Source organism: Bacillus sp. JJ634, from assembly GCF_036962285.1.
Classification (GTDB): Bacteria; Bacillota; Bacilli; order Bacillales; family DSM-1321; genus Peribacillus; species Peribacillus asahii_A.
Genome location: NZ_JBALMU010000058.1, coordinates 1 through 12,792, shown reverse-complemented (window position 1 = coordinate 12,792; position 12,792 = coordinate 1). Strand labels below are relative to the sequence as shown.

Annotated in this window: 11 protein-coding genes and 1 pseudogene; 4 read left to right on the top strand and 8 right to left on the bottom strand. The window is 38.9% G+C overall.

From position 1 onward, the window contains the following. Nucleotides 1-108 precede the first annotated feature (108 nt). Entirely contained in the window at nucleotides 109-2,151 is a 2,043-nt protein-coding gene (locus V7068_RS10710; protein WP_499712721.1) for a molybdopterin oxidoreductase family protein, read from the top strand. Between the two features lie 165 nt (nucleotides 2,152-2,316). Next, nucleotides 2,317-2,763 (top strand): hypothetical protein, encoded by a 447-nt coding sequence (locus tag V7068_RS10705; protein ID WP_499712720.1) that lies wholly within the window; start codon nucleotides 2,317-2,319, stop codon nucleotides 2,761-2,763. 6 nt (nucleotides 2,764-2,769) lie between these two features. Here V7068_RS10705 and V7068_RS10700 read toward each other — a convergent pair whose 3' ends face one another. Continuing rightward, nucleotides 2,770-3,633 (bottom strand): LysR family transcriptional regulator, encoded by an 864-nt coding sequence (locus tag V7068_RS10700; RefSeq protein WP_499712718.1) that lies wholly within the window; start codon nucleotides 3,631-3,633, stop codon nucleotides 2,770-2,772. Between the two features lie 122 nt (nucleotides 3,634-3,755). Between V7068_RS10700 and V7068_RS10695 the strand changes: the two genes are divergently transcribed. Further along, entirely contained in the window at nucleotides 3,756-4,532 is a 777-nt protein-coding gene (locus V7068_RS10695) for a class I SAM-dependent methyltransferase (RefSeq protein WP_499712717.1), read from the top strand. A 245-nt stretch (nucleotides 4,533-4,777) separates the two neighbouring features. Here V7068_RS10695 and V7068_RS10690 read toward each other — a convergent pair whose 3' ends face one another. The 7 genes from V7068_RS10690 to V7068_RS10660 form a co-directional block, all read right to left on the bottom strand. Continuing rightward, nucleotides 4,778-5,626 carry a tyrosine-type recombinase/integrase gene (locus tag V7068_RS10690; RefSeq protein ID WP_499712716.1) on the bottom strand — a complete coding sequence of 283 codons (849 nt, stop codon included), beginning with the start codon at nucleotides 5,624-5,626 and terminating at the stop codon, nucleotides 4,778-4,780. Nucleotides 5,627-5,739: 113 nt separating this feature from the next. Then, nucleotides 5,740-6,525: a sirohydrochlorin chelatase gene (locus V7068_RS10685; protein ID WP_499712715.1), complete on the bottom strand. Its 786-nt coding sequence runs from the start codon at nucleotides 6,523-6,525 to the stop codon at nucleotides 5,740-5,742. Next, the gene (gene cobA / locus V7068_RS10680) at nucleotides 6,526-7,302 is read right to left on the bottom strand and encodes a uroporphyrinogen-III C-methyltransferase (RefSeq protein ID WP_499712713.1); all 777 of its coding nucleotides are present in this window, start codon (nucleotides 7,300-7,302) and stop codon (nucleotides 6,526-6,528) included. Between the two features lie 70 nt (nucleotides 7,303-7,372). Continuing rightward, complete coding sequence (gene cysC / locus V7068_RS10675; RefSeq protein ID WP_375351495.1) at nucleotides 7,373-7,966, bottom strand: adenylyl-sulfate kinase; 594 nt, start codon at nucleotides 7,964-7,966, stop codon at nucleotides 7,373-7,375. Nucleotides 7,967-8,134: 168 nt separating this feature from the next. Beyond that, nucleotides 8,135-9,274 (bottom strand): sulfate adenylyltransferase, encoded by a 1,140-nt coding sequence (gene sat, locus V7068_RS10670; protein WP_499712711.1) that lies wholly within the window; start codon nucleotides 9,272-9,274, stop codon nucleotides 8,135-8,137. Nucleotides 9,275-9,317: 43 nt separating this feature from the next. Further along, nucleotides 9,318-10,382 carry a sulfate permease gene (gene cysP, locus V7068_RS10665; RefSeq protein WP_499712710.1) on the bottom strand — a complete coding sequence of 355 codons (1,065 nt, stop codon included), beginning with the start codon at nucleotides 10,380-10,382 and terminating at the stop codon, nucleotides 9,318-9,320. Between the two features lie 12 nt (nucleotides 10,383-10,394). Then, nucleotides 10,395-11,096, bottom strand: coding sequence for a phosphoadenylyl-sulfate reductase (locus tag V7068_RS10660; RefSeq protein ID WP_499712709.1), 702 nt, complete (start codon nucleotides 11,094-11,096; stop codon nucleotides 10,395-10,397). 768 nt (nucleotides 11,097-11,864) lie between these two features. On the opposite strand from V7068_RS10660, the pseudogene V7068_RS10655 reads away from it, so the two are divergent. Beyond that, nucleotides 11,865-12,322 (top strand): annotated as a pseudogene (locus V7068_RS10655) (LLM class flavin-dependent oxidoreductase); the annotation flags it as partial. Nucleotides 12,323-12,792 lie beyond the last annotated feature (470 nt).

Here is a 12,792-nt window from a genome sequence, read left to right as displayed (position 1 = left end):
CGAAGCTTGAAATCTTAGTGACCGTAGAACGTGACTAACCATCAGTGGGGGATGAAGAAAAACCCCCACTGATGGAGGTTTCACTTTATATGAAGGGAGAGGTACACCCTGCAATCCTATATCAATCAACTAGATGGGGTCTTCCCCTCAGTTTGTTCGCTTGATTGTCCCGATCAATGTGGTCTGCTGCTTCATAAGAAAGACGGGAAAATCATTAAAGTCGAGGGGGACTCTACCCATCCGGTTACTAAAGGGAATATTTGTAATAAAGTTCGGAACATGACAGCTCGCATATATGATTCCAAGCGTCTATCACAACCACTAAAGCGGATTGGTGCGAAAGGAGAAGGAAAATTCGTTCCAATCGGTTGGGAAGAAGCTATTGATACTATCACTTCCAAATGGAAAACCTTGATTAATCAACATGGGCCCGAAAGCATTCTGCCCTACAGTTTTTATGGAAATATGGGAAATCTTAGTGCGGAAGGAATGGATCGGCGCTTCTTTCACAAACTCGGCGCTAGCAGGCTTGAGCGCTCCATTTGTAACGCAGCTGGTGCAACTGGCTACAGCTATACGATGGGAGGTTCTTTTGGCGTTGACCCCGAAGAAACTATTGAGACAAAGCTTTTTATCATGTGGGGAATCAATGCTGTAAGTACAAATATGCATCAAGTGACAATTGCCCAGCAGGCTAGAAAAAACGGCGCAAAAGTTGTGGTTATTGATGTGCATAAAAATCAGACTGGAAAATGGGCCGACTGGTTTATCCCAATTCTGCCTGGTACAGATAGCGCCCTTGCCCTGGGCCTCATGCATATTTTATATGCTGAGAATCTAATCAATCAGTCCTTTCTGGATGAATATACGGTGGGCTCTGCGGAACTACGCGAACATGTCCGCCAATATGACCCGGATACTGTCTCAGCCATTACCGGTGTTTCCATTGATGACCTTTATACATTAGCTCGTATGTACGGCAGCACCACTCCATCATTCATTCGAATTGGTAACGGCTTGCAGCATCATGATAACGGCGGAATGGCTGTACGAACGATTGCCTGTCTCCCTGCTCTTACCGGTCAATGGGTCGTAAAGGGCGGCGGTGCTACGAAAGGAAACTCCGGTTATCTGGCATTTAACACGAATGCCCTGCAGCGGCCTGACTTATTACAAAATAAGAAAACACGTGTCGTTAATATGAATCAAATTGGACAGGCCCTTTTAGCAAAAGAAAAACCTATTCACTCTTTATTTGTCTACAATTCCAATCCGGTCCTTGTGGCTCCCAATGCGAATAAGGTTCAGCAAGGGTTGATGCGCGAAGATTTATTTACAGTTGTCCATGATTTATTTTTAACCGAAACAGCCATGTATGCCGACCTAGTCCTGCCAGCTGCTTCGTCTTATGAAACGGAAGACTTCTATACTTCATACTGGCATAATTACGTACAATTACAAAAACCAGTAATTGAAACATACGGTGAGTCAAAATCCAATGTCGAGCTATTCAAACTGTTAGCCGCTAACATGGGCTTTGAGGAAGCAGCTTTTCAAGATTCAGAGGAAGATATGATTCGTCAGGCATTAGATTTTCCTGATAACCCTTATCTAGAGGGAATTACCTATGAATCTCTTTCAGAAAATCAGTTTGTTAAAGCTAAGATGCGCTCGCTCTTCCCAGGTAAGCTGCGAACACCTAGCGGCAAAATTGAACTCTATTCTGAACAGATGAAACAGCATGGATACGAACCACTGCCAACGTATACGCCCATTGTTAAAGACTCTGATCTGCCCTTTTTATTCATACCGGCGCCAAATCATAATTTCTTGAACTCTACTTTTTCCAATAACGATAAACATATCTCAATGGAAAAAGAACCAAAACTGCATATGAACATAGCAGATGCTCTTAAACTAGGAATCGATACCGACGATATGGTCCGTATCTGGAACGAGCGCGGTGAATGCATCTTAAAAGCGGCTCCCGGTGATAATGTCCTAGCTGGCGTCCTTGTCAGCCAAGGATTATGGCAGAACACCTCTGATAAGAAGCAGCACATCAATACCCTTACTCCAGATCGACTTGCTGATATGGGGAACGGTGCCGTCTTCTTCTCCGGCCGAGTCAATCTTGAAAAAGTGTTATAGTTTCTGAAAAATAAGTCATTCTATTGAATAAAAGTCCGATTTCAACATCAATCGGACTTTTTCTTATCCCTTATTGTTATTCAGTCATGTCAGTCAAATTAAGCGGGTTTTAAAAACATAAAAAATTAAATCAAAATAAGAGAAAAACAGAAAAAAGGTGATTCAATGAAACTTCCATATGGCATAACCGGTTTCTATAACGTAAAAGAGGTTCCCCCGCCAAGCGTCGAGGAAAAACGATTTAAAGCTATTTGTTATTCAGTCCTCCTCCATCATAATGGAACGGTTTTATCCTTTCACACACAGCTGGGGGCTACTAACTTTTATAAAGTTCAAGTGAAGGTTTTCAATCGACTTATTTATATCCTCCTCAATGCTCACTATCCTATCATCGCCTTTGCTGCAGAGGTTAAAGATTCTTATATCATATTCACTAATGAATTTATTCTTTCGCAAGGATTTAGCCCTTATTATACCGTTTACAGTAAAGAAGATTTAAGTAAACCTTTTTCACTTAATACTGAACACTCATTAAATGATGCCGAACTTCAACAAGTTGCTTATTGGAAACCAAAGAAAATCGGAGACCTCCTCTTTAATTTTTGGGATTAAGACGATTTAAAAATTCACAATCTCTTCTCTCAAAAACTGACTAAAGGCCGCAACTTCGTTTGTTTCTACTTTTGTTAATATATATGTGGCTGATGCAGGCGGACTAATTTGATTACTTTTTACTTCTAGCAATTTACCCATACTTATTTCTTCCTTCACCATCGAACGAGGCAAGTAGGAAATACCAAGTCCTTGTTCGATAAATTTCTTTGTGATTTCTACCTGATTAACTGCCATTGTTCGAACATTTGGATAAAATTGCTTAATATCATGTAACAGGTCATTCCAATAGTCAGGATGATTATGCGTAATTAACCGATACGTATGTAATCCCGCCTTTTCATCCAAACTTACATCATTAGGGCCCACTAATATAACCGGTTCTTCATGAATCATCTGGCACTGAATATTCGTTTGTATAGGTTTAACTCTTGTTAATCCTATATCTGCTCTTCCTGTACTGACTTCTTCACCGATTTCATACGATTTCAATACGTTGATTAACACTTCTATATCAGGATACTGATCCATAAAACTGCGTAATAAGGAAGGCAATACCGATGAGGCAATTTGCGGCGCTGTTGCAATACTTAATTTACGTTTATAGCCTTGTTTCCACGCTTCGAATTCGTCTAATCCTTTTTCATATTCAGCAAGAATCTCCCTTGCATACGGAAGAAAATGATGCCCTGCCGCTGTTAACGCAACATGTTTGCCGACCCTTTCAAACAACTGACTATTTAACTGTTCTTCTAATCTTTTTATATGTTTTGTAATTGCAGGCTGCGTTACAAACAATTCTTCTGACGCTTGGCGAAAGTTTTCATACTGTGCGGCTATTATAAACGTTTTAATCCATTTAATATCCATAACGACTCCCTATTATAATAACATTTCGTTATTAATTTTTTGCTTTTTTGTTAATTTTTATTATATATCACATCAAGTATAATTCCATTAACACAACTATTTCATGATAGGAGCGGGTGAGAATGGGAAAAATGCAAGCAACAAACGATCATTGGAATGCCAATCTATACGATATTAAACATGCCTTCATATCTCAGTACGGGAATCATTTAGTCGAATTATTAGCTCCCCAAAAAGGAGAAAGAATTCTAGATCTTGGCTGTGGTACAGGCGACTTAGCTAACAAACTATCAAAATCAGAATGCGAGATTATAGGGGTGGACCAATCTCCTAACATGATTCAACAAGCGAAAGAGAAATATCCGCATATTAACTTTAGCGTACAAGATGCCAAAAACTTAAGCTACCAGAACGAATTTGATGCGGTATTTTCTAACGCTGTCCTTCACTGGATAAAAGAGCCGAGTGCTGCGCTTCATTGTATTTTCCATAGCTTAAAACAAGGTGGAAGATTTGTGGCGGAATTTGGTGGAAAAGGTAATGTACAAATGATTACAAATGAAATCATGAAGCAATTCGCAAGCTTAGGAATGACAGAACAAGTTGAGAAGTTTCCATGGTATTATCCAAGCATCGGTGAATACTCAGCGTTAATGGAGGAGATTGGATTTAGAGTTACCTTTGCGCAGTATATTGACCGACCAACTCCTTTGGACGGCGAGAATGGATTAAGAAATTGGATTGAAATGTTTGGCGGCACAATGTTTGAAGGGGTAACAAAGGAAACAAGAGAAATAATCATAACGAAGGTCGAACAACATCTAAAAGAACGTTTATATATAGACGGTCAATGGGTAGCAGATTATAAACGAATTCGGGTGATTGGAGTAAAAGAATAACAAACTCAAAATACATTTTAGGCTAGCAGGGGGGAGAGAGCTCTCCCCCCTGCTCCCATTTAAGATGTATTCATCCTCTTCTGATTGTATACTTTCTTAAGTACAAGGCTATGCTAAACCGTAGGCTCACACGAAGTGAATCAACAAGCCACAGTATCATATGACATAGCCGAGTACAAAAAAAGACAAAACCTAATAAGATTTCGTCTTCAATATCTTCATCTTATAACAGAGCTTGCTACCAATCAGCTTCCATTCTTATCATGATTAAACACTTGGTCAATCGCATCGACAAACGAATCATCTTTCGCTCTTACATAGCGCTTTGCCATATTTAAATCTTTATGTCCAGCTAATTTTGAAACGGTAAGCACATCCACCCCATTATCAATCAACCTTTGGCAAAATGTATGGCGTAATTTATGCGGATGTACATTATATTTTTTCAAAAGATACTGCACAGAACGCGGTGTCATCCTTTGATTATAACTTGAGATGAATAAAGGCTCTGCTTGTTCTTTTAATGAATCGAGATAATTTTTCAAATGCGCTTGAGCTGCATCTGTTAGCGGTACTGTTCGATCGATCTTTCTCTTCGCATTCCGCACCTGGACATACCACTTATTACTTTCTACCACAATGTCTTCGCAGTCTAAATCACATAATTCTGAAACACGAATACCGGTATGTAACAACAGATAGACAATCGTAATATTGCGTAAGTTCCCTTCTGCTACCACCATTTTTAATAAAGCCGCTTGTTCCTCATCACTTAAAGAATCGGGAGCTTCTTGCTTCGCTTCATTTACTCTCCGCTCCACAGACAGCATTACCTGCGGTTTACCAAGGTATTTATAAAAAACAGATAATGCCATATAATGTTTTTCAATAGTGCCTGAACTTTTCTTGGAATTTTCTAAAAAGTCGAGATACATTTGTATATGTTCTGTCTCTACTGACTCTACTTTCATTTTACTATACTCATAAAATTGCGAAAGAACACCAGTATATGTTTTAATTGTATTCTCCGATTTACCTTGACTACGCAGCCATTCAGCAAACGAGAGTATCACTGCTTTTTTAGTAGAATCCATCGCTAATCCCCCAATGGCAAATACAGAATTAGCATTATTTTAACATACATTTTTCCAGAAGGCGAAAATACCGTTGTTTGAAGTGTATCTTTCCAAAGAAAGATACACTTCACCTATTCCATAATCCCCTTATACTGTCCATTGAATGTATAGCTTGAATCTGTATTTCTCATGGCTTCTAGTACTCGTTCTGTGAATACTTCCTCTACTTTCGAATCATATCCTAAATAGCGGCATAACCTAATATTATTATTCTCTTCTTGTGCAAGTTGTACTTGACTCTCAATTTTTTTCATGAGCACTCCAGTAAATAATAAGTAAGGTATGAGAAAAATAGACCGATTTTTCAACAGCGTCAGTTCGGCAAGCATATCTTCAAACTTCGGTTTTGCTGCTACCAAATAACATATTCTAACATCCTCTATATGAGAGTGCTTCTTGACCAACTCTCCAATGGATTCTAAATCCTTTACAACATCCGGATCTGAACTTCCTCTTCCAATTAACACAATCACAGAAGAATCCGGATACTCCTCATTTTGTTCCAACACTCTTTCCACTACACTTTCAGCCATTTTCTCATGCACACCAATCGGTTTACCATAAGTCACTCGAACCCCAGGATGCTGCTGAGATACCTTTTCTAGCTCAAGTGGAATATCATATTTTGCATGTACCGCTGTCAGCAGTAAAAGAGGTACGACAGCTATATGTGTGGCCCCCTGTTGGACACAAGATGAAAATCCTTCTTCAATAGAAGGAGAGGCAAGCTCAAGAAAACATACTTCTTGAATCTCTGCCTCCACATGTTTTTGACAACGGGAGAGAAAGGCAATCGCTTCCTCACAAGCTTTTTTGACCCTGCTTCCGTGACATACATATAGCACTGCCTGTTTCATTTACAACGCCTCGCTGATTGGTGATAAAGTTTGGATATTCTCCTTGAACCACTTTAGTTTTTCTCTGTAGCGTACGACTTCACCGATAATAATCATGCTCGGATTTTCAATTTGTTCTTCACGGACAATATCTACAATAGTCGCAAGCGTTCCCGTCACCGTTTTTTGAATATCCGTTGTCCCCCAATGAACAAGAGCAATTGGGGTATCTTCACTCTTCCCATGTTTCAAAAGCTGTTCGCGAATATAAGGAAGATTGCTTACTCCCATATAAATCGCTAATGTATCAATTCCCTTAGCTAAACTTTCCCACTTTTCATTTTCTTGTCTATTATTTTTATGATGACCCGTAACAAAGGCTACACTTGAACTGACATCTCTATGCGTAACAGGAATACCGGCATAAGCGGAAGCAGCGATGCCAGAAGTGATTCCCGGGACAATTTCAAATGGAATATTTTCCTTTACAAGCTCTTCTGCTTCTTCTCCGCCTCGACCAAAGACGAAAGGATCGCCACCTTTTAATCTCGTCACAATCTTTCCACTCTTCGCATAGCGAATTAAAAAATGATGAATTGTTTCTTGTGTCATTGCGTGATGGTCTGGCTGCTTACCGCAATAAATAAGTTCTGCGCCTGTTTTCGCATAAGAAAGCAGTTCTTTATTGACAAGGCGATCGTATAAAATAACATCCGCCTGCTGTATACATTTGATTGCTTTTAACGTAATCAATTCTGGATCACCAGGCCCTGCACCTACTAAATATACTTTCGCCATGTTTGTGTTCCCCTTATTCATTGATGATGATTTCCTTATTTTTACCGATGCCCTAAAAAGAGCACTCTTATTATATTAAACCTTTTTCTGTCAAAATATTTGTTAATTGTTCAACACATTCGTCAATTGTGTAATGTTCTGTATCTAGTACAATTTCAGGATTTTCTGGCTCCTCATACGGTGCACTAATACCTGTGAAGTTTTTAATTTCCTCATTACGCGCTTTTTTATAAAGCCCTTTCGGATCTCGCTTCTCACATGCTTCAACGGAACACTTAATGTACACTTCTAAAAACTCATTTTCTTCCACTAATTCCCGAACAAGATCACGATCAGCACGATATGGAGAAATAAATGCCGTTAAAACAATTTGGCCGCTCTCCACGAACAGCTTCGAAACTTCACCAATTCGTCTAATGTTTTCTTTACGATCATCCTCATTAAATCCTAAATCCTTATTTAAGCCATGACGAACGTTATCACCATCTAGCACAAATGCTTGATTTCCTCGTTCAAATAATGTTCTTGCAAACGCATTTGCTACAGATGATTTCCCAGATGCAGACAATCCTGTAAACCAAAGAATAAAACTTTGGTGCTTATTTTGTTTTCTTCTTTCATCCTTAGAAATAGATGCCTCATGCCAAACGATATTTGTACTCAATTGAATTACCCCTTCCTTATCGGTCCTATTATAAAAAATTATTATTTTGTATAAAAATGTCATTTCAAAAAACTTTCAGCTATGTTGAAAAGTAGCTCTGGTTTCATGAAACCAGAGCTAGAATGAGCGAACAATCATTTTATTGAAAAGATTGTTTAACCAAACTCCTTATGAAAGAACTTCTTGTTTAAGCCCGTTAATTAATACTTCAACGACTTCAGGTCGGCTAAATGTACTTGGTGGGACTTCTCCATTGCGAAGCATTTGTCTAACCTTCGTTCCAGACAGGATAATATGTGATGCGCTATCATGCGGACATGTTTTCGTTGTCGCCATTCCTTCACATTTACTGCAATAGAAGCTGTGCTCGAACTTCATTGGTTTAATGCCTAGCTCTTGTTCCTCAAATTGATCAAATAGCTTCTGAGCATCATATGTTCCATAGTAATCGCCAACACCTGCATGATCACGACCTACGATAAAATGCGTACAACCGTAGTTTTTACGAACAAGCGCATGGAAAATGGCTTCTCTTGGACCTGCATATCTCATCGCTGCAGGAAATACACCTAATTGAACACGATTTTCAGGATAATAGTTTGCTAGAAGCACTTCATAGCTTTCCATTCGAATAGCTGCAGAAATATCATCTGATTTTGTTTCACCCACTAAAGGATTTAAAAATAAACCGTCAACTGTTTCTAGAGCTGCTTTTTGAATGTATTCATGTGCTCTATGAACCGGGTTTCTCGTTTGGAAACCAACAATTGTTTTCCAGCCTTTTTCCTTGAAAATTTCTCTTGTTTCGATTGGGTCAAATGTATATTCCGCAAATGTTTTTTCCGGTCTTTTCACTAATGTGATTTTACCGCCAACATATAATTCAGGACGTTCATGTAGCTTTTTAACACCTGGATGCTCTAAATCTGTTGTGCCATACACTAATAATGCTTCTCTTTCTTTATCTGGCTCATAAATATCTTCTACTTGAATCAAGCCGTATACTTCGCCTTGATAGCTAAGTTTAGCCTTTTCCCCGATTTGTAACTCGCTTGCCACTTCTTTTGAAACCGGCAACGTAACCGGAATGCTCCAAACTGTCCCAGAAGCTAATCGCATATTTTCTACAACATTCTCATAATCTGCTTTCGATAAGAAACCATCAATTGGGCTGTACCCGCCAATTCCAATCAATTCAAGATCACTTAAAGCAATTGCATCGATTTCTATTTCTCTATCAATTCCTTGAAGAGATGTTTCTGGATGATAAGCTTGGATTAATACTCCTCCATGTGGTTGTAAACTCATAATTTTTATCCTCCTAATTATATAATTATACTCGGTTTTAAGGTTAAATTCCTCCGCCTTCTTCATGTATCACTTGCTCTTCTTCTCGCATTGCTTTCATTAAGCTAATCGCTACCAATGTACCTACTATAACGCTTAGCAGCACAATAACGGAATACAAATCGCTTTCTAAAAAGAGCTTAACTAAAAAATAAGAAATAGCCAATGAAAATATAGGGGAAACAACCCAAATTCTAACAATTTTCTTTACAATATGCTTATGAAAAAGCTCTTTACCATTTTTCGATACTCCAAGACCAATAATAGCTGAGGAAGTGACTTGAGTAAGCGGGACAGGTAAGCCGAAGATGGAGCTAATACCAACTAGAACTGCACCTGTTCCAGAAATTAAAATCCCCTCTGGTTTTGAGAATTTTGTAATTTTCTTTCCGTTTGTTTCCAAAACCCTTTTTCCAAGGAAAATGGCTCCGATGGCTACAAATGCCCCGCCAATCCATATTCCTTTTGTCACAGAGATCATCCCTGCACCTACAAGTGGGCCTACTGCGTTAGCCACATTGTTCATACCAGCTGAGAAAGCTTCAAGGAAACCGGCAAGAATTAAAATAACCGTTAACCAAGGGCGATCTTGTAAATAGCCTTTTTGCTGAGCGATATATAGCAATTTACCAAATAACCAAGCCGCGCCGAAGGCTACGATCGGCACCAGCACCCAAAACATCATAATCACTAACAGCGATTTAACAAACAGTACTTGGTAAGCAATCCCAACCCCTACAACGGCGCCAACCGTTACTTCACTCGTTGATAAAGGAATACCAAGAAGATTGGCAAAAAACAACGAGCTTGTAGCAGATACTAAAATAATGAGGACAATCTTGACATTGATTATATCTTGCGGAACAATCCCGGAGCTAATCGTTTTTACGACTTCTCCACCGCCTAATACTGCTCCTGCAAAAACACCAAGCGCACAAATTAGTAAAGCATAGCGTGCTTTTGAGACTGCACCTGCCCCATAAGCAACCCCCATCGAGGCTGCAGCCCCGCTGGCTCCAATATTCATTGCAAAAAATAAACTAATGGCTATTGCTATATATTCAAGCATATAGCGAATCCTTTATCCGTGTAATCCACATTCTGTTTTCCCTTGCCCTTGCCATCTACCAGAACGCAGGTCATCTGCATTAAACGCTGGTGCAGTGCAATGGGAACAACCTATGCTTGGGTATCCTTGATCATGAAGAGGATTGTAAGGCAAATCATTCTTATGAACATAGCGCCATACATCTTTCCACGTCCAGTGAATAAGCGGGCAAATTTTCACCGATTGGAACCTATCATCGCGATTAATATATTGAACATGCTTTCTTGTTTCAGACTGTTCACGGCGTAAGCCTGAGATCCAAGCCTTAGAGTCGGATAACACTTCATTCAGGGGAACTAACTTCCGTATTTGACAACACTGATTAGGATTGCTCTCCCACAATTTATCGCCAAATTCTGAAGCCTGCTCCTCTAGCGTTAACTTCGGCTTTTTCATAACGATATTTAAACTTGGGTACTTCTTCTTCACACGTTCAATTGTTTCGTATGTTTCTTTAAAGTGAACATCTGTATCTAGAAAAACAATCGTCGCATTCGGCTTTACTTTAGAAATCAAATCTACTAAAACAATACCTTCAATCCCGAAGCTACAAGCATAGACAATCTCTTCTCCATACTGTTCATAGCTCCATTTCAAGACGTTCAACGCCGCCTTATATGTTTCATCAAGTTCAAATTCGATAGTTGGCTCCTGCCAAGTTTCATATGTTAACATCTGATCACGTCCTTTTTATTTAAACGAAAGAGGTGTTCTAACAAAAAGACATAATTCTCCCTATATCCCTAATATCCTTGTTAAAACACCTCCAGTTGTCTAGACAGCATTGTTTATATTGAATTATCCGCTTGAATGATGTTCCCATTCTGTTTAAGTAACATCATTCAATATTTCTCATAAATAAACTTGATTCAGAAAACTAAAAAGCTTTCTCGATCGAAAGACTGGTTTTGTAACCTTATCTTTCAAACTGAGTGTATCTTTTTCTGAATACACACCTTATATACACAGGTTGCTTCACTTCATAGGACTAGTATTCTATCCCTTCATCTCTCTGAATAAGTTATATATTAAATAAGAAATATTATTTATGTTCAAATATTATCATATATTTCAAATAAGTCAACTAGGTTTTAACAGGTTAATGGTGGAAAATACATAATATTAAAAAAACTATTGACTCCCGACGAATGAATTGTTATATTTCTAGTAATTCAATCGGTATTATATTTTTTCAGGGGAAGAAAATGCCCACCAGTCATCTGGAGGCCTTTACTGACAACACTGTTCACGGTGTATGTAGTAAAGGCTTTTTTTATCCCCTGCTCAACATAAAAAGGTGCTGAACAAGTCATTAACCGATTAGCTCAAACAGCTGAGCGCGGCAAGTTTTACATAATTCTCCTTACATACAGATTGTTATGCAGCAAGAGTATTAGGAAAAACCGGTAACATGCTTTTTGAACCATCCACCCTTTTACCTGCCCTTTCCATATCGCGCGTAAGTTTGCTTCCCTTGACCATTTAAGCAACGGCCGAGCAGCTTAGAATGTGGTCACATCTAATACTGAAGCAGAAGCACGGAATTTTGATTTTGATCAACATCCCCTTCATGAAAAGACTATAATCGTGCCGAGGAGTTCGTTGATGTCGTCCAAAAACTATGGGATAGCTGGGAGGATGAAGCTCTAGTCATCGATAAAGAATTCGCCCAATTTACGGATGGCCCTAAAATACACGCAGTCAATCATAAAGGCGAATGGTTTTCTGTTGATGGACCTCTAAATATTTCTTGTCCTGTCCAAGACCAACCTGTCGTTGTTCAGGCAGGCTCTTCTGAGGCTGAAAAGGAACTTACAGCACGAACAGTAGAAGTGATTTTTACGGAATGGAAAATACTTGAGGAAGTGCAAGTCTTTTATGCCGATGTAAAAGGGAGAATGTTTATTTGTTCTGTTTACAAAACAGAAATCCATCGTGATGTGAACGTTACTCAAAATATTGCGCGTAAAAAACATCAGATGGTGTCCAATTACTTATTTTCATGGTGTTTAAACAGCTTGTTTGGTATGAACGTTTTTGGGCCGAACCATACCGACAAGGAGAGGCATCTCTTGAAGACAAGCCTCAAACAGGAAAAAGTATCGCCGGTTGAACGGCGTAGTCGGCACAGACTTTGCCCGCTTGAGAGACCTCTTTCAAGTGTTGCTCACCTAAGTTTTACCTATAAACACTAGGTTAAGTCTATTCAATGAGCATTTATCAGTAGAAAACTCCACTTTATCGATGAAATTGATTGATTTATCAACGAGATTTGCATTTTATCAATCAAAATAAGTCATTTATCAACAACATACAAAAAAGACCAGCGAAAATCGCTGATCTTTTTTGTATGTTTTGCTTGGCGACGTCC